This is a genomic window from Nocardioides dubius, assembly GCF_039528155.1.
Taxonomy (GTDB): Bacteria; Actinomycetota; Actinomycetes; order Propionibacteriales; family Nocardioidaceae; genus Nocardioides; species Nocardioides dubius.
Map to the genome: position 1 here is coordinate 333979 of NZ_BAAALG010000001.1, position 20200 is coordinate 354178.

The window sequence follows — 20200 nt, forward strand, 5'->3', positions numbered from 1 at the left end:
CGGCGTCTGTGGCCACAGCGCCGCGGGAGCCGATTCGTAACACGCGGCTCTGCTCTGTTACCTGGTTGAAAACTGCAGCACTCATCTGGGCAATGCAACTTTCTTACGGTCGTCAGGAATCGCCCCCGACGATCGGAATCGCATGACTCCCACCCCTCGCCGTCTCGTACCGGCGCTCGCCGTGCTCGCCCTCGGCGGCACCCTGCTCACCGGCCCCGCCACCGCGGTCACCTCGGTCACCACCGACAACGCCGCCGTCTGGAGCGTCAACGACGCCCGCCGTCCGGGCCTCGACACCGGCAGCATCCAGAAGGTCTCCAACTCGCGGCTGGAGGCGTTCGGCAGCCTCTTCCTCAAGGTCGCCGGCGGCACCGACCCGATGAACGGCCAGATGCTGCGCGGCTTCGGCTTGACCGGCGTCGGCGGCAGCTACGTCTCCACCGCCTCGGTCCGCCTCGACGGCGTCACCGTGAGCCGCAAGCTCGACGTCGACGAGGCCGGCAACACCGGCATCTTCTTCGACACCTTCACCAACACCACCACCGAGCCGATCACCGTGCGCGCCTCCTTCGGCGGCTCGCTGGGCTACGGCGTCCCCGGCAGCAGCACCGCAGGAACGGTCAGCGCGACCGCTGACGGCGACAGCGTGCTGGAGGCCGGCGACTCCTGGATGGTGGCGACCAGTCCCGGTCAGGTCCGCCCGACCGGCGTCGTCGCGGGCACCGGCGAGTTCACCCTCGGCGACCAGCAGAACGACCCGTTCAGCACGCCCTACTCCCCCACCGGCTCGGGCCAGAACAACCCGGGGTTCGTGCACGAGCTGACCATCGAGCCCGGCAGCACCGCCTCGCTGCTGCACTACGTCTACGTGGGCGCGCAGGCCGAGACCACGGCAGCGGAGGCGACCGCTGCACTCGCTGCGGCGCCGAGCCTCGACCCGCTGACCCTCGACGAGGTCTGCACCATCGCCAACTGGGGCCTGGCCGACCTGCCCGGCTTCGACGCGGCCCTGTGTGCCGGCGCCGACCCGCTCAAGCTGCCTGCTGCCCCGATGCAGGCAACGGTGCGGACCAGCGTCGACTACGACGTCACCGGCAAGAGCGTCACCGACCTGCAGCGCGACCTGGCGGCCGGCGTGGTCACCTCCGTCGAGATCACCCAGGCCTACCTGGACCGGATCGCCGCCTACGACCAGACCCAGCTCGGCCTCAAGTCGTTCATCCACGTCTCGAAGACCGCACTGGCGGACGCCGCCGAGGCCGATGCCGCCCGGGCCGCGGGCGACGAGCGCGCACTGCTCGGCATCCCGATGGCGATCAAGGACCTCTACGACGTCGAGGGACAGCCCAACACCGGCGGGGTGAAGTCGCTGGCCTCCTGGGTGCCGGAGAGCGACGCGTGGCAGATCGCCAAGCTGCGCGAGGCCGGCGCGATCTTCCTGGGCAAGACCAACCTCTCCGAGTTCGCCAACTCGGGCTCGTTCAGCGAGAGCGGGTTCATGCAGACCTGGAACGGTCTCTACCCCTCGAAGAGCTCGTTCGGCTCCTCGGGAGGCTCGGCCACCGCGGTCGCCGCGGACCTGGCGCCGATCTCGATGGGCACCCAGACCGGCGTCTCGCTCTACGCACCGTCCACCGGCGCCAGCCTCTCCTCCTTCCGCGGCACCGACGGGCTGACCAGCATCGAGGGCGGGATGCCGCTGACCTGGGGTCAGGACTACGGCGGCCCGATCGGGCAGAGCGTCAGCGACCTCGCACAGGTGCTGGACGCGACGGCCACCCGGAGCACCGGCAACAATCCCGACGACATCCTCACCAGCCGGGTCGACAACGCCCTGCGGCCGGAGTCGTTCAGCGCCGGCCTGAGCACCAACGCCCTGCAGGGCAAGAAGATCGGCTACCTGCCGGGCTCCTACGCCTCGACGTCGATCGCCGACGACCCGACCGGCGCCGACACCCTCGCGGACATCAGGAGCGCCCTGGAGGCGGCCGGCGCCGAGCTGGTCGAGCTGACCGCCCCGCCGTCCCAGCCGGCCGCGCCCGGCCCGATCAACGGCAACTCCGGTGCGCACGGCTGGGTCGAGTACATCGACTCCGAGCCGACCTTCCCGCTCCGCACGCCTGCCGAGGTGTGGCAGAACCTCGCCAACCTGCCCTACAACGTCTCCGGCACCTCGGTGAGCACGCGGGTGCCCTACGACGAGACCAGCGTCAGCAACTACCTGGCCCGCCGTGACGCCTACAAGGCCGCGATCGGCGCGTGGATGGAGGCCGCCGACGTCGACGCCGTCGCCTATCCGGGCTTCATCAGCCAGATGGGCAACAACGACGCCAGCTCTGCGGTGCTCTCCTCCGACCGCGCCAGTGGCGTGCTGACCTCCAACGTCGGACTGCCGACGGTGATCATCCCGATCGGCACGACCTCCCTGGGCTACTCCAACTCGCTGCAGCTGGTGGGCCCGGCCTGGAGCGACGCCGACGTGCTGGCGATGGGCTACGCCGCCGAGCAGCAGGCCGACGCCCGGGTGCACAGCACCGTCGCGCCCGCGCTGGAGTACAGCGGACCGGCCGAGTCGCTGGTGACCGTGGAGCTCGCCGAGACCAGCGTCAGCCACGGCACCGCCGCCACCGCGACCGTGCAGGTGAGCAGCAGCCGTGCGGTCTCCGGCACGGTCACCGTCGCCGTCGACGGCATCCAGGTCGAAGGCACGCTCAGCGACGGCGTCGCGACCGTGAGCCTGCCCCGCGACCTGGCGGCCGGCGAGCACCTGGTCGTCGCCCGGTTCGCCGGCGACCGCAAGGTCGCGGCGAGCGAGGCCGCGACGACGCTGAAGGTGGTGCCCGCCCAGATCGCGGTGCGCACCTCGACCGCCGCCGCCACCGTCGGCAAGGCCGCCAGCGTGCGGATCGACGCCGACGCCCCCGGAGCACGGGTGCTGCTGCTCGAGGGCGCCGGCGTGGTCGGCTCGGGAACCCTGTCCGGCTCCGGCTCCGTCACCATCGCCGTCAAGGGGCTGGCTGTCGGCAAGCACACGCTGACCGCGCTGGTCACCGCAGGCAGCAACCACCTGGAGGGCACGAGCACACCGTTCGCGGTGAGCGTGGCCAAGGCCGCACCGCGGCTGACGACCACGGTCAAGGCCCGCAAGGTCAAGGTCAAGGTGAGCGCCCCCGGCGTGAGCCCGAGCGGCACGGTCAGCATCAAGGCCGGCGGCAAGGTGCTCGCGAAGGCCAAGGTCGGCGCCAAGGCGGTCACCCTCAAGGTGCCCGGCAAGGCCCGCAAGGTGAGCGTGGTCTACAGCGGCAACGCCTCGCTGAAGAAGGCCAGCACCACGGTGCGACTGCGCTGATCGATCGCTGACCCGGCCTGCCGGGTCGCCGAGAGCGACGGCCGGACGGCCTCACCCGATCACCGGGTGAGGCCGTCCGCTGTCTTGGCGACCGCGATACTGGGCGCATGAACGCGATCACCGATGTGCCAGGGATCCGGGTCGGCCACGCACAGCGCACCGAGGGGGGGTGGCTGACGGGGACCACCGTGGTGCTGGCCCCGGCTGAGGGCGCGGTGGCCGGCGTCGACGTCCGCGGCGGTGGGCCGGGCACCCGGGAGACCGACCTGCTCGACCCGCGCAACCTGGTCGAACGGGTGCACGCGATCACCCTGACCGGTGGCTCGGCGCTGGGCCTGGGTGCCGCGGACGGCGTCGCTCGCGCGCTCTTCGCGGACGGCGTCGGCTTCCCGATGGGCGGCCCCGGCGAGGTGGTCCCGATCGTCCCGGCCGCGGTGATCTACGACCTGGGCCGCGGCGGCGTCTTCTCCCACTTCCCCGACGCCACCCTCGGCAGGGCCGCGTATGCGGCGGCCGCCGACGGCGAGGTCGCGATGGGCACCGTCGGCGCCGGCACCGGCGCTCGGGCCGGCGGCCTCAAGGGAGGTGTCGGAACGGCGTCCGCGACGTTGCCCGACGGCACGGTGGTGGGCGCGTTGATCGTGGTAAATGCGGTGGGCTCCACCGTGGACCCGGAGACCGGTGAGCTGTGGGCGCAGCGGCACTGCGTACCCGGCGACCTGCCCGCCCTGCGCCGTCCTGACCCGGCGGAGCTGGCGGGTGGCCCGNNNCCCGGGCTGCTGCCGCGGCGCAGCCCGCACCGATGCGCCCGGCCCTGGCGACCACGATCGGGGTGATCGCCACCGACGCCACCTTGACCAAGGCCCAGTGCCAGAAGGTCTCCGGGATCGGCCACGACGGCTTCGCCCGGGCGATCAAGCCGGTGCACACCATGTTCGACGGCGACACGCTCTTCACGCTGGCCACCTGCGCCCGGCCGGCCCGCGACGTCTTCGGCTTCCAGGAGCTGCTCAGCGCTGCCGACGACGTGGTCACCCGAGCCGTGGCGCGGGCGATGCTCGCGGCCACCTCGACGCCCGGCTCCACGCCGCCACTGCGCTCCTATCGCGACGCCTTCCCCAGCGCTCTGGGCTGAGCGGCATGGAGTGGGCAGGGCCGGAGCGGCTGGCCGCTGCCGCGAAGACCTCCCGCGAGTTCTACGCCGGTCGAGCGCCCGGGCGGGGTCCGCGTAGCGCGGCAGAGCTCGCCGCAGTCCGGGCCGCGGCGCCAGCACCGGCATCGGTGGCGCCACCGCCGGTGGTCGAGGTCGTCGAGGCCGATGGCCACCGCGTCGGGGTGCGGATCCAGGTTCCGCGCGACCGGCCCGCCGCCGGGGTGCTGCTGGAGCTGCACGGCGGAGGGTTCTACCTCGGCTCGGCCGCGGCCAGCGACGTGCGCAACCGGCGTCTGGTCGACGACCTGGGGGTCGCCGTGGCGAGCGTGGACTATCGCCTGGCGCCGGAGCATCCGTGGCCCGCCGCGCCCGAGGACTGCGAGGCCGCCGCACAGTGGCTGACGGAGGTGGCGACGACGCGGTTCGGCACGGACCGGATCGCACTGATCGGCTTCTCCGCGGGCTCCACCCTGGCGATGACGACCCTGCTCCGCCTGCGCGAGCGTGCGCGCCTGCCCATCGCCGGCGCCGTACTCCAGTTCGGCACCTACGACCTGAGTGGGACCACCGAGGCCGGGCGGCTGATCGACAACGAGTGGTTCCTCGACGCCTATGCCGCAGACGCCCCGGACCGTACCGATCCCGATCTCTCCCCGGTCTTCGCCGCGGTGACCGACCTCGCCGCACTGCCACCCGTGCTGATGGTGGTCGGCGCCGACGACATCCTCTTGCACGACAACGTGGCGATGGCCGAGCGTCTGCGGGATGCGGGCGTCCGGGTGGACCTGCGGGTCTACCCCGAGGCCCCGCACGGCTTCACCGCCCACCCGACTCCCCTGGCCGGAGCGGCACAGGACGAGATCGACGCGTGGCTCACCGAGCGGCTCCAGTAGCGCTGAGTCGGCGGTCAGGTGCTGTGTCGGAGGTCACGTCTAGCGTGATTCGTGTGCTCGGGAACCACCCGAGACACCTGCCGCTCGGAGGCATCCATGCCACGCATCACTCCCCCATCCGGTCCGCCCGGCGAGTTCGACGCGGCCGACGCACTGGCGTTGAGTCAGCAGGCGATCTGCCAAGCCACGTTGGCGATCGAGGCCGCGCTCGACTCCTGCCTCGATGCTGAGCCGGTCTACCTGACGACGGCGGAGAAGGAGGCCGTGCTGCTGCGGATGCCGGTGTTGCGGGCCCGGCTCACCGAGTTGAACTACCGGCTCTTGGCGTGCGCGTTCGATGTGGCCGACGCCCACGGCGCCCGCAACATTGGCGACTACCTCGCCCACGAAACGCACCAGGCCCACGGCACCATGGCCCGCGAGCTGCGGATCGCACGCGAGCTCGACAGCAGGTGGATGCACCTGCACGCCGCACTGCGCGAAGGGCGCGTGAACCTCGCCCAGTCCGTGGAGATCACCCGCTCCTTGAACGCTCTGCCCGATGACCTCGACGCCACGGTGCTTCGTGACGCCGAGCGGACCCTTGTCGAGCACGCCGAACAGTTCGGACCCAACGACCTCCGCCGGATGGGCAAACGCATCATCGATGTGGTCGCTCCCGACATCGCCGAAGCCGTGGAAGGCAAACGCCTCGCCGACGAGGAACGCTCCGCCCGAGAACGGCAACAGCTCACCTTGAAGCCACAAGGCGACGGCACCACCCGCATCAGCGGCCTGCTCACCGACGGCTGCGCGAATCGGCTGGCGACTGCCCTGAACGCGATCACCAACCCACGCCGGGACCACCTCACCCCCGCACCCTGCGGCTGTGTGCCCGACGAGACAGGCGCGTACGCCGAGTCGTGCGGGGACCTCGAATGTCCCGGCCGCGATGCGCACCACGGCGAGTTCGACGATCCAGCCAGCGACGACGCGACCGGAACCAGCGATTCCAACAGCGGCAGCGGCAGCGGCAGCGGCAGCGGCAGCGGCAGCGGCAGCGGCAGCGGCAGCGGCAGCGGCCAACCCCACCCCATCCGGAAGCTCTCCACCCCCCAACGCAACGCCCGCGCATTGAACACACTCCTGGAGACCCTCGACCCGAAACGCCTACCCCTGCACGGAGGAGACGCCACCACCGTCGTCGTCACCATCAGCCTCGACGCGCTGCGCAACGAGATCGGCACCGCCACCCTGACCACCCAACGCGACGGGTGGCACGACCGGATCTCAGCCGGCGAAGCCCGACGCCTCGCCTGCAACGCCGGCATCATCCCCGCCGTACTCGACGGCCACAGCCAACCCCTCGACCTAGGGCGAACCAAACGCTTCTACAGCGCAGCCCAACACCGAGCACTCGCCCTCATCCACCCCTACTGCCTCGCCGAGAACTGCCGAATACCCGCCACCTGGTGCGAAGCACACCACAACAACCCCTGGCACCTCGGCGGACGAACCGACCTCGCCGACGGCAGCCTCCTCTGCAGCAAGCACCACCACTACATCCACGACCCCACCTATCAGGTCGAATACCTCCCCCACGGCGGGATCAGATTCCGCAGACGCACGTGACGGACCAGCCGCGCCCGGCCCGGTCAGTGGCCGACGTGAAAGAGCACGTGCGCACCAGCGGAGCGTGCCTGGCCGAAGAACGCGATCAGGTCGCTCAGGTACTCCCAGGCGTAGGCACACTCGTCGTCGGAGTACTCCGGGTTGCGCAGCTCCGCCGGCATCTGCGCGTAGGCCTCGGCGAAGGTCTCCTCGTCCAGGGTGTCCAGCGCCTCGCTGACCTCGGCCACGCTGGCCGGGTCGAGCAGGCTGACCAGCAGCTCGTCATCGTCAGCCTGCAGCGACCGCTGGCCGAGCACGACCCCGGTCCACGGCCAGTCCTGCGGATCACGGTCCGGTCCGGACGGCGCCAGCGCGCAGGAGATCGGGTCCCACGCCTTGTCGCTCTCGCAGAACGAGGTCGCCTCCTGCTCAAGCGCCTCCTCAAGAGTCTCCTCCAGCGCCTCGACCAGCTCCACCAGCCGGTCGTCGTCCCCGCTGGCCGCGTCGAATGCCGCCGCCTGATCGGCGTCGAGCATGAAGTGCACACCGCGTTGCATCGATCCTCCTGTCCGTGAGGGCGCGTCCGGGTTGGCCTAGACCACCGCCTGTGTCTACCCTATTTTGCGGAGGGAGCATCCGACGTCGAATTCTCGAGGCAACGATGCTCACAGCACGAACCGCACGAATCCGTACCCTGACCGCGCTCGCCGCGCTGCTGCTCGGAGCACTGGTGGTCCCCGGCGCTGCGACCACTGCCGAGGCCGCCAAGCCCAGCAAGAAGTACGCGCCCTACGGCTTCCTCTCCTACTCCGGCGGCACGATGGTGCAGGCGTTGGGCACCACCCTGTCCTCCGACCTCACCGCACAGTCGACGATCGCGGGCACAGCACTGCCGAGCAGGTCCTCGAGCACCACCGCCGACGTCAAGGTCTCCTCGCTGGTCAGCGTCGGCGCGGTCCGCACGTCCACCCAGGCCACGAAGTCCGGCAAGCGCGGCGTCAAGGTCGTCACCAAGGCACGCACTGCCGGCGTCAACCTGCTGAACGGGCTGATCACCGCCACCGCGGTGGAGACCACCAACACCACCCGCGGTCTGCCGACCAAGCTCAGCGGCCACTCCAGCACCCGGTTCGTCGACCTCAAGATCGGCTCGCTGCAGCTCCCGGTCGACATCCCGGAGAACTTCCGGGTCACCATCCCCGGCGTCGCCACAGTCGAGGCCAACGTCACCAACGTCGCCACCAAGCACGGCATCGCCAACAGCCAGGGCTACGCCCTGGGCGTGCACCTGCTCAAGGACTTCGGTCCCGCCTCGATGGGCAGCTCGATCGTGCTGAACCCGACCTTCACCACCCTGGCCGTCCCGGTCCCCGCCAAGAACCCGACCATCGGCGGCACCGCCTACGGCACCAAGGCCCTGGTGAAGCTGACCGACGCGATCTCCGGCGAGGTCGGTCCGACCGGCCAGGTGGCGACCCCGCCGAACAGCACGGCCGGCAAGACCGAGGTCAACCGCACCGCCAGCGTCGACGTGCCCGGCATCCTCTACGTGGGCGCGATCAACTCCTCCACCTGGTCGAAGTCCTCCAAGCGCCGCGCCGACATCAAGAACACCACCCAGGTCGCCGGCGTCAACCTGCTCAACGGGCTGATCACCGCCGACGCCCTCAAGGTCGAGGCGCGCGCCAAGATCCGCGGCAAGAGGTACCGCCCGCAGGAGCGGATGACCCTGGTGAACCTCACCATCGCCGGCCGGAAGATCCCCGTGAACGTCGGCCCGAACACCAAGATCGATGTCGCAGGGCTGGGCCGGGTGACCATCAACCAGCGGGTGCGCACCAACTCCTCCAACCTGATCCGCGCCATCCACATCAAGGTGCTCGAGCCCCGCAACGACCTCAAGGTCGGTGCCGAGATCGAGATCGGGGTCGCCTCCACCCGCCTGTGGCGCTGACCTTCTCGGCGGCCCGTTGATGGCCCCACCCGTGGATAGGGTGGGGCCATGACGAGTCAGGAGCAGCGTGAGGTCGACCAGATCGCCGATCGGTACGTGGCGGAGTACGCCGCAGCCGACCCGATCACTGCCACCTACCTGGGGATCGACGGCCACGACCATCTGCTCACCGACTATTCCCCCGACGGCTTCGCCGCCCGCGAGGAGATGACCCGCCGGGCGTTCGCCGCGGTCGAGGCGGCCACGCCGGTCGACGAGCGCGAGCAGGTCGCCAAGGAGGCGTTCCTGGAGCGCGTCGGGTTGCAGATCGCCCGCGCCGACGCCGGCATCGAGCGCAGCGACTTCTCGGTGATCAGCAGCGGCCTGCACGAGATCCGCAGCTGCTTCGACCTGATGCCGCACGAGGGCGAGGAGGCGTGGAGCAACATCGACGCCCGCCTCGCCGCCATCCCGGACGCCCTGCAGGGCTACCGGATCACGCTCGCCGAGGAGGCCGCCAAGGGCAACGTGGCGGCGTCGCGCCAGTACACCGAGGTGGCCGCCCAGATCCGCAGCTGGACCGGCGGCGGCAACGTGCTGCGCAACCTGGTCGCCGAGTGCGAGCTCGACGGCGCGCTGCGCAGCCAGCTCGACGAGCACGCCACCCGGGCCACCCGCGCGCTCTCCGACTTCGGGCTCTTCCTGGAGGACGAGATGGAGCCCCAGGGCCGCGACGTCGAGGCGGTGGGGCGCGAGCACTACGCGCTCGCCTCCCGCTACTTCCTCGGCGCCGAGATCGACCTCGAGCAGACCTATGCCTGGGGCTGGGAGGAGCTCAAGCGGATCGAGGACGACATGACCGCCACTGCCGGGCTGATCCTGCCCGGCTCCAGCATCGACGAGGCGGTCGCCCACCTGGACGCCGACCCCTCCACCCGGATCCAGGGCAAGGAGGCGTTCCGCGACTGGATGCAGGAGCTCGCCGACCGCACCGTGGCCGAGCTCGCCGACGTGCACTTCGACATCCCCGAGCCGGTCCGCCGGATCGAGTGCTGCATCGCGCCGACCAGCGACGGCGGCATCTACTACACCGGCCCGTCGGAGGACTTCTCCCGCCCCGGCCGGATGTGGTGGTCGGTGCCGGAGGGGATCGACGAGTTCAGCCCCTGGCGCGAGGTGACCACCGTCTTCCACGAGGGCGTGCCCGGCCACCACCTCCAGATCGGGCAGACCGCGTACCGCAGCGAGTCGCTGAACCGCTGGCAGCGGCTGATGTGCTGGGTCAGCGGCCACGGCGAGGGTTGGGCGCTCTACGCCGAGCGGTTGATGGAGGAGCTCGGCTACCTCGAGGATCCGACCCACCGCCTCGGCTGGCTCGATGGCCAGGGTCTGCGGGCGGCACGGGTGATCGTCGACATCGGCATGCACCTGCAGCTAGAGATCCCGGCCGACAACCCGTTCGGCTTCCACCCCGGTGAGCGCTGGACGCCGGCACTCGGCCTGGAGTTCATGCGCGCCCACGCCCGGATGGACGACCCCACCATCGTCTTCGAGGTGAACCGCTACCTCGGCTGGCCGGGCCAGGCCCCCTCCTACAAGGTCGGCGAGCGGATCTGGCTGGAGGCACGGGACGCCGCCCGGGCCGCGCAGGGCAGCGCGTTCGACCTGAAGTCCTTCCACCGCTCCGTCCTCGACCTCGGTCCCCTGGGCCTCGACCCGTTGCGCGCAGCGCTGGTGAGAGGCTGACCCGCATGCCCCGCTTCGTCCTCGCCTCGGCCTCCCCTGCCCGTCTCGCCGTCCTGCAGCGCGCCGGCATCGACCCCGAGGTGATCGTCTCGGGCGTCGACGAGTCGGTCCTCGACCACCTCCCGCCGGCCGAGCTCGCGGGCCAACTGGCGGTCCTGAAGAACGCCGCCGTCGCGGGCGGCGTCGACGACGCCCTGGTGCTGGGCTGCGACTCGGTTCTCGAGTTCGAGGGCCAGGCGCTCGGCAAGCCCGCCGACGCTGCCGAGGCGACCGCGCGCTGGCAGGCGATGCGGGGGCGCAGCGGCGTCCTGCACACCGGTCACGCCCTCCAGGACACCGCCAGCAACCAGGTCGTCACCGCCACGGTCAGCACCACGGTGCACTTCGCCGACGTCACCGACGCGGAGATCGCCGCCTACGTGGCGAGCGGCGAGCCGCTGCACGTGGCCGGTGCCTTCACCATCGACGGCCTCGGCGGAGCGTTCATCACCCACATCGAGGGCGATCACCACAACGTGATCGGGCTCAGCCTGCCGACCCTTCGCCGCCTGGTGACCGAGCTCGGTCACTCCTGGGTCGGCCTGTGGCGCTCAGCGGCCAGCAGCACCTGAGCGCTGCTTGGCGACGAAGCCGACCGAGGCCCGGCGCACCAGCCCCGGCGCGAAGCGCTGCAGCCGATAGGCCATCCGGGCCTGCCGCGGCTCGATCACCACGGCCTCGTCGGCGACGACGGCGGCCAGCACCCGCGCGGCCAGCGCGTCCGGGTCCACCGGCCGCTTGATCCCCTGGCCCTTGAGGTAGTAGTCGCGGCCGTTGATCGCGCCGAACTCCCCCTTGTCGAGGATCGGGGTGTCCACCGCCGCCGGGCAGACCACGGTGACGCCGACGCCGTGCGCCGCCGCCTCCGAGCGCAGCGCCAGCGAGAGCCCGACCACGGCGTGCTTGGTCATCACGTACGAGGTGAGCAGCCCGGCCGCCATCAGCCCGCCCATCGACGCGGTGTTCACCAGATGTCCGCCGCCCTGCGCGATCATCCGCGGATAGGCCGCCGCCACGCCGTGCACCACGCCGCGGATGTTGACGTCGATGATCGCGTTCCACTGCGCCAGGGTGAGCTGCTCGGTGTCCCCGATCAGGGTGATCCCAGCGTTGTTGAAGACCAGGTCGATCCGGCCGTGCTCGTCGGAGATCGCGGCCACCGCGGCCTCCACCGCCGCGGCGTCGGTGACGTCGAGGGTGATCCCGGTCGCGTTGCCCGGGCCGCTGGTCGCGGCCGCGGAGGCCTGCGCGCCCGCCCCGTCGAGGTCGGCCAGCACCACGTGCGCGCCGGCGGCGACCAGGGCCCGGCCGAGCGCGGCGCCGATCCCCGAGGCGCCGCCGGTCACCAGCGCGGTACGCCCGCGCAGCGCGGAGAGGTCGCGGCTCATCCGAAGGCCGCCATCACGTGCTGGACCAGGTCCGGGTAGCGACGCAGGTGGGCGCCGCCGTTGATCTCGACGGTCTCGCCGGTGATCCAGCGCGCCTCCTCGGAGAGCAGGAAGCGGATCACCGCGGCGATCTCCTCCGGCTCGCCGCTGCGCCCCAGCGGGGTGTTGGCCAGGTAGTCGTCGCGGACGCCGGGGATGTCCATGGCCGGCGCCGTCAGCGGGGTCACCACCAGGCCCGGCGAGACCGAGTTCACCCGGATTCCCCGAGCGCCGAGCTCCAGCGCGCTGACCTGGGTCAGGCTGACCAGCCCGGCCTTGGCCGCGCAGTACGCCACCAGGCCGGCACCGGGCTGACGTGCGTTGAGCGAGGTCAGCGAGACCATCGCGCCGCCGTCCAGCAGCGTCCTTCCGCCATGCTTGAGCACCAGGAAGGCGCCGGTCAGGCAGACGTCCACCACCCGCCGGAACTCGGTGACGTCGTGGTCGACGACCGAGGCCAGGGTGCTCACCCCGGCACAGTTGACGACGCCGCTCACCGAGCCGTGCCGCTCCAGCACCGCAGCGAACAACGCCTCGACGGCCGACTCATCGGTGACATCGACCCGGTGCGCGCTGTGCTCACTCCCCAGGCCGTCCAGCGCGGCGGCCGCAGCGGCCTGGTCCAGGTCGGCGACGGCGACCCGATGGCCCGCCGCGGCAAGCGCGTGGACGGTGGCGAGGCCGATGCCGGAGGCACCGCCCACCACGACGGAGACGGGCGTAGGCGTAACGGTCACAACAACTCCTGACGTTTGTCGATTCTGATTGACGCGTGTCAAAACTAGCCCCTAGTGTGACCGCTGTCACCCCTTTTCTCTCCACCAACACCAACGCCCCGGAGGACCCATGAGCGCCCCCCGCACCGCGATCATCGGCGCAGGCATCAGCGGCCTGACCACGGCCAAGATGCTGGCCGACTACGCCGTGCCCTTCACCGTCTTCGAGTCCTCGGACCGGATCGGCGGCAACTGGGCGTTCGGCAACCCGAACGGCCACAGCAGCGCCTACCGCTCGCTGCACATCGACACCTCGAAGAACCGGCTCTCGTTCCGCGACTACCCGATGCCGGAGCACTTCCCCGACTTCCCCCACCACTCGCAGATCAAGGAGTACCTGGAGGGGTACGCCGACGCGTTCGACCTCAAGTCGCACATCGAGTTCGAGAACGGCGTCGTGCACGCCGAACGGCGCCCGGACGGCGGCTGGCTGCTCGATCTGCAGGACGGCAGCCGGCGCGAGTTCGACTTCCTGGTCGTCGCCAACGGCCACCACTGGGACCCGCGGCATCCCGACTTCGAGGGCGAGTTCACCGGCACCACGATCCACTCGCACGACTACATCGACCCGCGCACCCCGCTGGACTTCACCGGCAAGCGGATCCTGATCGTCGGCATCGGCAACTCCGCCGCCGACATCGCCGTCGAGCTCTCCTCCAAGGCGTTGGAGAACGAGGTCGTGCTCTCCACCCGCTCGGGCGCCTGGGTGGTGCCCAAGTACCTGGCCGGCCGCCCGGCCGACGAGCTCTACGCCACCTCCCCCTACCTGCCGCTGAAGTGGCAGCGGAAGATGGCTCAGCTCGGCCAGCCGCTGATCTCCGGCCGCCCCGAGCGCTACGGGCTGCCGACTCCCAACCACCTCTTCTTCGAGGCGCACCCGACCCAGTCGGTGGAGCTCCCGCTGCGGCTGGGGTCGGGCGACGTCACCGCCAAGCCCAACGTCAGCCGCCTCGACGGTGACACCGTGCACTTCGAGGACGGCACGTCGCAGGAGTTCGACGTGATCGTCAACGCCACCGGCTACAACATCACCTTCCCGTTCTTCGACCCCGCGTTCATCTCCGCACCCGACAACCACATCCGGCTCTACAAGCGGATCTTCCTGCCCGGCATGGACGACCTCGCCTTCGTCGGCTTCGCCCAGTCCACCCCGACGCTCTTCCCGTTCGTCGAGGCGCAGACCCGGATCGTGGCCGCCTACCTGACCGGCGACTACGCCCTGCCGAGCGCCGCGGAGATGGAGGAGACGATCACCGCCGACGAGCAGCGCTACACCGCCCACATGGTGCAGCGTCCGCGGCACACGCAGCAGGTCGACTACTTCATCTACGAGCACGAGGCACGCACCAAGGAGCTCCCCCGCGGCCACGCCCGAGCTCTGGCAGGGCGGGCCCGTTGAGCAGACTGGACCGGCGAGGCCCCGGCCGCGGCGACGAGCGGCGTGCCGCGCTGCTCCTCGCCCTCGACGAGCTGCTGCGGGAGGCGCCCTCCCTGGAGTCGATCAACGTGGCGGAGGTGTCACGACGGGCCGGCGTCACCCGCTCGGCGTTCTACTTCTACTTCGAGAGCAAGGCGATGGCGGTGATGGCGCTGCTCGAGGAGATGTACGACGACGCCGCCAACGAGACCGACCGCCTGGTCGAGGCGGAGGGCGAGCCCGAGCCGCGGATCCACCAGGTGATCAGCCACCTGTTCGACATGGTCGATCGACGGCCCTACGCCTACCGGGTGCTGTTGGAGGCACGCGCCACCAGCGCCACCCTGCGCGAGGACTGGGACCAGGGCCGCGCCGGCTTCGCCCAGCAGATCGCCACCATGATCACCAACGAGCGGGCCACCGCCAAGGCCCCCGACGGCGCGGACGCCGACGCCCTGGCCAGCGTGCTGCTCGAGCTCAACGACCGCTCCATCGAGCGCTACGCACTCGGCCACGGCCCCGCGCGCGCCGCGCACATCGACGCACTCACCTCGATCTGGGTGCGCACCATCTACGGAGGACAACGATGACCACCACCCTCGCCACGCAGACCTTCCGCTCCGGCGGCGTGACCTGCCAGGCCACCCATGTGCCGGCCCGCACCGACGCCCTGACCACGGCGGCCGGGCGCCCGATCGTGGTGCTCGCGCACGGCCTGGCCGGCACCGTCGACTCCGGCCTGCTGCCCTTCGCCGAGGGGTTCGCCGACGCCGGCATCGACGCCTTCGCCTTCGACTACCGCGGCTTCGGCGCCTCCGCGGGCACGCCGCGCCAGCGGGTCCGGATCGAGGACCAGGTCGCCGACCTGCACGCCGCCGTCGACGCCGCCCGCGCGCTGCCCGGCATCGACCCTGACCGGGTCGCCCTGTGGGGCGTCTCGCTGGCCGGCGGCCACGTGATCCGCGCCGCCGCCGAGCGCGACGACATCGCCGCGGTGGTCGCCGTGGTGCCGATGGTCGACGGCCGCGCCGCCGCCGTCCAGGCCGCCCGGGTGCACCGCCCGACCGAGCTGCTGCGCGCCACCGGACGCGGCATCCGCGGCCGGATCGCGGGCCGGCTCGGCCTGGGCGAGGTCACCATGCCGGTCGTGGCGGCGCCTGGGAGGCTGGGCGCACTCACCCTCCCCGGTGCCGAGGAGGACTACCTCGCCATCGCCGGGCCGACCTGGCGCAACGAGGTGCACGCCGACGTCGGCCTCGAGCTCGGCGGCCGCAAGCCGCTGCAGCTGGCCGGCGAGGTGAAGGCCCCGATGCTGGTGCAGATCGCCGACTTCGACCGCAGTGCGCCGCCCCAGGCGGCCGCCAACGCGGCGTTCGCCGCCAAGGCGCAGGTGCGGCACTACCCGTGCGACCACTTCGACGTCTTCGCGCCCAAGAAGTGGCACGGCGCCGCTCTGACGCACGCGAGCACCTTCCTGCAGCGCACCCTGGCCGGCTGAGCCGGCCCGAGCGGCCGGCAGCGCTCAGGAGTCGGTCGACTCGCTCAGATCGGGAAGCGGCTCGGCCACCGTGCCGGCGAGCGTCGTGTGCTGATAGGAGGGCACCGCGAAGACCAGGCGCCGGAACAGATAGAAGCGCGCGCCGGTGCCGAGCGCGAGGCCGACCACGTTGGCGGCGATGTTGTCCGACAGCGCATCGGTGAGCCCGAGGGCGTGCCGGCTGACCCACAGACAGGCGATCGGCAGCGTCATCGTGATCACGTTGATCACCACGTACATGGTGACGCCGCCGTCGGGGTGGGCCGACGCCCGGTTCTGGAAGGCCCAGGTCTTGGTGCCGTGGTAGCTGATCCACATGCCGACGGTGTTCGCGATCACGTAGGCGATCGTCGGATGCCCGTGCAGCCACGGATCGTCGAGCACCAGCAGGCCGTGGACCAGGAAATTGAAGAGCACGAACGCGACGATCGTCGCCGCCCCACCGACGGCGAGGAAGCGCATCCCCTCATCGAGGAGACGTCTGCTGCGTGGCCCCATGGTGGCCAAGGCTAGGACACCGTCTAGGAAGGCCTGACAGGCACACTGCTCTCCTCGACGTCGGGCAGGCTCAGCGGCCACCGCTCGGGGCTCGCCAGCAGATCGAGGAACGCCGTCAGGTCGACCGGCCAGAGGACCGCACCGGCCGGGTCGGCCAGCTCCGCGCGACTCCACCAGCGGGACTCCTGCAGGGTGATCTGCTCCTCCTCGGTGTGGCCGGAGGTGTCGATCTCGAAGGCCTGCGTGCGCACCGCGTAGAAGGTGTCGCGCTGGTCCACGACGACGTCGCTGTAGCCGTGCCAGACGCGGCGTGCGGCCAGCGGCCCGATCACCTGCTCGGCGGCGACCTCCAGCCCGGTCTCCTCGGCCAGCTCGCGGCGCACCGCGGCCAGCTCGCTCTCGCCCTCGTCGATGCCGCCGCCCGGCGTGATCCACCAGGTGGCGCCGGTGCCGGGGTCGCTGTCACGGAACAGCAGCACCCGGCCGGCGTCGTCGATCACCAGCACCCGCACCGTCGAGCGCCGGCGCAGCGGGCGCCGGGCCGGATCATCCGGAACCTCGAACGTGCGGGTGTTCTCCTCGACGGCCATGCCTCCTATTCAACAGGCAGGCCGAGCCCCCGCGCGATCAGCATCCGCTGCACCTCGCTGGTGCCCTCGCCGATCTCCAGGATCTTGGCGTCGCGGTAGAAGCGCGCCACCGGGTACTCCTCCATGAACCCGTAGCCGCCGAAGACCTGGGTGGCGATCCGGGTCGCGGTCACCGCGGACTCCGAGGTGTAGAGCTTGGCCACCGAGGCCGCCTGCTTGAACTCCGCCACGCTCGGCCCGCGGCCCTCGGCCATCGCGTCCTTCATCGCCGCCGCCCGGTAGGTGAGCAGCCGCGAGGCGTGCAGCATCACCTCGAGGTCGGCGATCTGGAAGGCGACGCCCTGCTTGCGCCCGATCGGACCACCCATCGTCTGCCGCTCGAGCGCATAGGTGGTGCACAGCTCCACGCAGGCCTGGATCAGGCCGACGGCGAGTGCCGAGATCGCGACCCTGCCGTCGTCGAGGGTGGCCAGGAACTGGGCGTAGCCGCGTCCGCGCTCGCCGAGCAGGTTCGCCTCGGGCACCCGCGCGTCGGTGAAGGTCAGCGGGTGGGTGTCGGAGATGTGCCAGCCGAGCTTGTCGTAGCCGGGCTCGGCGGTGAAGCCGGGGGTGCCGCTGGGCACGATGATGGTGCTGATCTCGGGCTTGCCGCTCTCGGCGACGCCGGTGCGCGCGGTCACGGTGACCAGCGAGGTGATCGCCGAGCCCGAGTTGGTGATGAACTGCTTAGCGCCGTTGACGACCCACTCCCCGCCGTCGAGCACCGCCTTGGTGGCGGTCGCACCGGCGTCCGAGCCGGCCCCGGGCTCGGTCAGGCCGAAGCCGGCCAGGCGCCGTCCAGCGACCAGGTCCGGCAGCCACTGCGCCTTCTGCTCGTCGTTGCCGAAGGTGAGGATCGGGTTGATGCCCAGTCCGACGCCGGCCTCCAGGGTGATCCCGATCGACTGATCGACGCGGCCGAGCTCCTCGATCGCCAGGCAGAGCGAGGTGAACGGGCCGTCCTCCGGCGCCAGGCCGGCGCCGCCGAACTCCTCGGGAGCGGTCAGGCCGAAGAGGCCGAGGGCCCCCATCTTCTGCACCACGTCGACCGGGAAGTGGTGCTCGCGATCCCACTGCGCGACGTGCGGGGCGATCTCGGCCTGGGCGAAGTCCCGTACCGAACGGCGGAACTCCTCATGCTCACGGGAGAGTTCAAAGCTCATGCCGGCCACCCTAGCCGAAGTGGTTAACGATTGATAACCCCTTCGACCGGAAGGTGTCGCCCCGAGGGCGACGGCGGATCGGCGCCGCAGCCGACCACGCCTACCCCTGAGTAGCAACGTCGTCCCCGTCCCAAGTTCCGGAGGCGGTCATGGCCGCGCCGGACGGGGGTCCTAGACTCCGTTGGTGGCGCAGTTGCCGCTGGGCCCCCAAGAACCCCGCAGTCGAGGAGTACGAGTGCCTGAGATCAAGCCCCTGCAGAAGGTCCTCATCGCCAACCGTGGCGAGATTGCCGTCCGCGTCATTCGCGCCTGCAAGGACGCCGGCATCGCCTCGGTAGCCGTGTACGCCGAGCCGGACCGCGAGGCCCTCTTCGTGCGCCTCGCCGACGAGGCCCACGCGCTGGGTGGCGCGACGCCGGCCGAGTCGTACCTCTCCATCGAGAAGATCATCGACGTCGCCAAGAAGTCCGGCGCCGACTCCGTGCACCCGGGCTACGGCTTCCTCGCCGAGAACGCCCTCTTCGCCCAGGCCGTGCTCGACGCCGGCCTGATCTGGATCGGCCCCTCCCCCGACGCCATCGACAACCTCGGTGACAAGGCCAAGGCCAAGAACATCGCGCTGGCCGCCGGCGCCCCGCTGGCGCCGGGCCTCAAGGAGCCGGTGAAGGGCGCCGACGAGATCGTCGCCTTCGCCGAGGAGCACGGCCTGCCGGTCGCCATCAAGGCGGTCTTCGGCGGCGGTGGCCGTGGCCTCAAGGTGGCCCGCACCATCGAGGAGATCCCCGAGCTGTTCGAGTCCGCGACCCGCGAGGCGATCAGCGCCTTCGGCCGCGGCGAGTGCCTGGTCGAGAAGTTCCTGGACCGTCCGCGTCACGTCGAGACCCAGTGCCTGGCCGACCAGCACGGCAACGTCGTGGTGGTCTCCACCCGCGACTGCTCGCTGCAGCGTCGTCACCAGAAGCTGGTCGAGGAGGCGCCCGCGCCGTTCCTCACCGACGAGCAGAACGAGCGCCTCTACGAGTCGTCCAAGGCGATCCTGAAGGAGGCCGGCTACGTCGGCGCCGGAACCTGTGAGTTCCTGGTCGCCCGCGACGGCACCATCTCCTTCCTCGAGGTCAACACCCGCCTCCAGGTGGAGCACTGCGTCTCCGAGGAGGTCACCGGCATCGACCTGGTCCGCGAGATGTTCCGGATCGCCGCCGGCGAGGAGCTCGGCTACGGCGACCCCGAGGTGATCGGTCACTCGATCGAGTTCCGCGTCAACGCCGAGGACCCGGGCAACAACTTCATGCCCGCCCCCGGCACCCTGACCGAGTGGGCGCCGCCGAGCGGCCCCGGCATCCGCCTGGACTCCGGCTACGAGAAGGGCGAGACCATCCCGGGCGCGTTCGACTCGCTGGTCGCCAAGCTGATCGTCACCGGTCGCGACCGCACCCAGGCCATCGAGCGCTCGCGTCGCGCGATCTCCGAGTTCCGCATCGACGGCATGCCGACCGCACTGACCTTCGACGAGGTCGTCCTCAACGACCCGGCCTACGTGGCCTCCTCGAACCCGACCGGTGAGGGCTCCTTCGACGTCTACACCACCTGGATCGAGACCGACTTCGTCAACAACATCGAGCCCTACAAGGGCGAGGCGGGCGAGGCCGAGGAGGCCGGCGAGCGCCAGAAGGTGACCGTCGAGGTCGGCGGCAAGCGCCTCGAGGTCGTCCTGCCCGCAGGCCTGGGTGGCCTCGCGGTCGGCGGCGGCGCGGGTGCCGCGAAGAAGCCGAAGCGTGCCGCCAAGAAGGCCGGCGCCGCGGTCTCCGGTGACTCCGTCGCCTCCCCGATGCAGGGCACCATCGTCAAGATCGCCGTCGAGGAGGGTCAGGAGGTCGCCGAGGGCGACGTCGTGGTCGTGCTCGAGGCGATGAAGATGGAGCAGCCGCTGAAGGCCCACAAGGCCGGCACCATCACCGGCCTCGGCGCCGAGGTCGGCGCCACCGTCGGCAACGGCGAGGTCATCTGCGAGATCAAGGACTGACCTTCGTGCCCTTGGCACCTCACCGAA

At 71.0% G+C, this 20200-nt stretch carries 18 protein-coding genes; 12 read left to right on the plus strand and 6 right to left on the minus strand.

Annotated features, from left to right (window positions below; all coding sequences use genetic code 11):
- Positions 1 to 142 precede the first annotated feature (142 nt).
- From ABD151_RS01495 to ABD151_RS01515, 5 genes are all read left to right on the plus strand, one after another.
- The gene (locus ABD151_RS01495; protein WP_343990602.1) at positions 143 to 3349 is read left to right on the plus strand and encodes an amidase family protein; all 3207 of its coding nucleotides are present in this window, start codon (positions 143 to 145) and stop codon (positions 3347 to 3349) included.
- 107 nt (positions 3350 to 3456) lie between these two features.
- Positions 3457 to 4185 carry a P1 family peptidase gene (locus tag ABD151_RS01500; protein WP_343990604.1) on the plus strand — a complete coding sequence of 243 codons (729 nt, stop codon included), beginning with the start codon at positions 3457 to 3459 and terminating at the stop codon, positions 4183 to 4185.
- On the plus strand, positions 4152 to 4484 hold the full coding sequence (locus ABD151_RS01505) for a P1 family peptidase (protein WP_343990606.1): 333 nt from the start codon (positions 4152 to 4154) through the stop codon (positions 4482 to 4484). Before ABD151_RS01500 ends, ABD151_RS01505 begins: the two co-directional genes overlap by 34 nt.
- Positions 4485 to 4489: 5 nt before the next feature.
- Positions 4490 to 5395, plus strand: coding sequence for an alpha/beta hydrolase (locus ABD151_RS01510; protein WP_343990608.1), 906 nt, complete (start codon positions 4490 to 4492; stop codon positions 5393 to 5395).
- Between the two features lie 96 nt (positions 5396 to 5491).
- Positions 5492 to 7006, plus strand: a complete 1515-nt coding sequence (locus tag ABD151_RS01515; RefSeq protein WP_343990610.1) for an HNH endonuclease signature motif containing protein — start codon at positions 5492 to 5494, stop codon at positions 7004 to 7006.
- A 23-nt stretch (positions 7007 to 7029) separates the two neighbouring features.
- On the opposite strand, the gene ABD151_RS01520 is transcribed toward ABD151_RS01515, so the two are convergent.
- Positions 7030 to 7542 carry a DUF1877 family protein gene (locus ABD151_RS01520; protein ID WP_343990612.1) on the minus strand — a complete coding sequence of 171 codons (513 nt, stop codon included), beginning with the start codon at positions 7540 to 7542 and terminating at the stop codon, positions 7030 to 7032.
- A 104-nt stretch (positions 7543 to 7646) separates the two neighbouring features.
- Here ABD151_RS01520 and ABD151_RS01525 point away from each other — a divergent pair, with 104 nt between their 5' ends.
- The 3 genes from ABD151_RS01525 to ABD151_RS01535 are packed head-to-tail and all read left to right on the plus strand — an operon-like array spanning position 7647 to position 11275.
- Positions 7647 to 8939, plus strand: coding sequence for a choice-of-anchor P family protein (locus ABD151_RS01525; RefSeq protein WP_343990614.1), 1293 nt, complete (start codon positions 7647 to 7649; stop codon positions 8937 to 8939).
- A gap of 48 nt (positions 8940 to 8987) precedes the next feature.
- On the plus strand, positions 8988 to 10664 hold the full coding sequence (locus ABD151_RS01530; protein ID WP_343990616.1) for a DUF885 domain-containing protein: 1677 nt from the start codon (positions 8988 to 8990) through the stop codon (positions 10662 to 10664).
- 5 nt (positions 10665 to 10669) lie between these two features.
- A complete protein-coding gene (locus ABD151_RS01535; protein WP_343990618.1) occupies positions 10670 to 11275 on the plus strand; it encodes a Maf family protein in 606 nt (201 codons plus the stop codon).
- Here the strand turns inward: ABD151_RS01535 and ABD151_RS01540 are convergent.
- Positions 11255 to 12091: an SDR family oxidoreductase gene (locus ABD151_RS01540; protein ID WP_343990620.1), complete on the minus strand. Its 837-nt coding sequence runs from the start codon at positions 12089 to 12091 to the stop codon at positions 11255 to 11257. The two genes, ABD151_RS01535 and ABD151_RS01540, sit on opposite strands and share 21 nt — an antisense overlap.
- On the minus strand, positions 12088 to 12867 hold the full coding sequence (locus ABD151_RS01545) for an SDR family NAD(P)-dependent oxidoreductase (RefSeq protein ID WP_343990622.1): 780 nt from the start codon (positions 12865 to 12867) through the stop codon (positions 12088 to 12090). The genes ABD151_RS01540 and ABD151_RS01545 overlap by 4 nt, the downstream gene beginning before the upstream one ends.
- A 109-nt stretch (positions 12868 to 12976) precedes the next feature.
- Here ABD151_RS01545 and ABD151_RS01550 point away from each other — a divergent pair, with 109 nt between their 5' ends.
- The 3 genes from ABD151_RS01550 to ABD151_RS01560 are packed head-to-tail and all read left to right on the plus strand — an operon-like array spanning position 12977 to position 15821.
- Positions 12977 to 14305, plus strand: a complete 1329-nt coding sequence (locus tag ABD151_RS01550) for a flavin-containing monooxygenase (RefSeq protein ID WP_343990624.1) — start codon at positions 12977 to 12979, stop codon at positions 14303 to 14305.
- Positions 14302 to 14913, plus strand: coding sequence for a TetR/AcrR family transcriptional regulator (locus ABD151_RS01555; protein ID WP_343990626.1), 612 nt, complete (start codon positions 14302 to 14304; stop codon positions 14911 to 14913). The genes ABD151_RS01550 and ABD151_RS01555 overlap by 4 nt, the downstream gene beginning before the upstream one ends.
- The gene (locus ABD151_RS01560) at positions 14910 to 15821 is read left to right on the plus strand and encodes an alpha/beta hydrolase (RefSeq protein WP_343990628.1); all 912 of its coding nucleotides are present in this window, start codon (positions 14910 to 14912) and stop codon (positions 15819 to 15821) included. The genes ABD151_RS01555 and ABD151_RS01560 overlap by 4 nt, the downstream gene beginning before the upstream one ends.
- 24 nt (positions 15822 to 15845) lie before the next feature.
- Here the strand turns inward: ABD151_RS01560 and ABD151_RS01565 are convergent, their stop codons facing one another.
- From ABD151_RS01565 to ABD151_RS01575, 3 genes are read right to left on the minus strand one after another with little or no spacing between them, the layout of a single operon-like run.
- Entirely contained in the window at positions 15846 to 16358 is a 513-nt protein-coding gene (locus ABD151_RS01565; RefSeq protein ID WP_343990630.1) for a GtrA family protein, read from the minus strand.
- A 23-nt stretch (positions 16359 to 16381) separates the two neighbouring features.
- Positions 16382 to 16948: an NUDIX hydrolase gene (locus tag ABD151_RS01570; protein WP_343990632.1), complete on the minus strand. Its 567-nt coding sequence runs from the start codon at positions 16946 to 16948 to the stop codon at positions 16382 to 16384.
- A 5-nt stretch (positions 16949 to 16953) separates the two neighbouring features.
- Positions 16954 to 18150, minus strand: coding sequence for an acyl-CoA dehydrogenase family protein (locus tag ABD151_RS01575; protein WP_343990633.1), 1197 nt, complete (start codon positions 18148 to 18150; stop codon positions 16954 to 16956).
- Positions 18151 to 18385: 235 nt separating this feature from the next.
- On the opposite strand from ABD151_RS01575, the gene ABD151_RS01580 reads away from it, so the two are divergent.
- Entirely contained in the window at positions 18386 to 20173 is a 1788-nt protein-coding gene (locus tag ABD151_RS01580; RefSeq protein WP_343990635.1) for an acetyl/propionyl/methylcrotonyl-CoA carboxylase subunit alpha, read from the plus strand.
- Positions 20174 to 20200 lie beyond the last annotated feature (27 nt).

Coding starts and splice junctions, on each gene's coding strand:
- ABD151_RS01495 (WP_343990602.1), top strand. CDS start 143: ATGACTCCCACCCCTCGCCGTCTCGTACCGGCGCTCGCCGTGCTCGCC.
- ABD151_RS01505 (WP_343990606.1), top strand. CDS start 4,152: ATGCGCCCGGCCCTGGCGACCACGATCGGGGTGATCGCCACCGACGCC.
- ABD151_RS01510 (WP_343990608.1), top strand. CDS start 4,490: ATGGAGTGGGCAGGGCCGGAGCGGCTGGCCGCTGCCGCGAAGACCTCC.
- ABD151_RS01515 (WP_343990610.1), top strand. CDS start 5,492: ATGCCACGCATCACTCCCCCATCCGGTCCGCCCGGCGAGTTCGACGCG.
- ABD151_RS01520 (WP_343990612.1), bottom strand. CDS start 7,542: ATGCAACGCGGTGTGCACTTCATGCTCGACGCCGATCAGGCGGCGGCA.
- ABD151_RS01525 (WP_343990614.1), top strand. CDS start 7,647: ATGCTCACAGCACGAACCGCACGAATCCGTACCCTGACCGCGCTCGCC.
- ABD151_RS01530 (WP_343990616.1), top strand. CDS start 8,988: ATGACGAGTCAGGAGCAGCGTGAGGTCGACCAGATCGCCGATCGGTAC.
- ABD151_RS01535 (WP_343990618.1), top strand. CDS start 10,670: ATGCCCCGCTTCGTCCTCGCCTCGGCCTCCCCTGCCCGTCTCGCCGTC.
- ABD151_RS01540 (WP_343990620.1), bottom strand. CDS start 12,091: ATGAGCCGCGACCTCTCCGCGCTGCGCGGGCGTACCGCGCTGGTGACC.
- ABD151_RS01550 (WP_343990624.1), top strand. CDS start 12,977: ATGAGCGCCCCCCGCACCGCGATCATCGGCGCAGGCATCAGCGGCCTG.
- ABD151_RS01560 (WP_343990628.1), top strand. CDS start 14,910: ATGACCACCACCCTCGCCACGCAGACCTTCCGCTCCGGCGGCGTGACC.
- ABD151_RS01565 (WP_343990630.1), bottom strand. CDS start 16,358: ATGGGGCCACGCAGCAGACGTCTCCTCGATGAGGGGATGCGCTTCCTC.
- ABD151_RS01570 (WP_343990632.1), bottom strand. CDS start 16,948: ATGGCCGTCGAGGAGAACACCCGCACGTTCGAGGTTCCGGATGATCCG.
- ABD151_RS01575 (WP_343990633.1), bottom strand. CDS start 18,150: ATGAGCTTTGAACTCTCCCGTGAGCATGAGGAGTTCCGCCGTTCGGTA.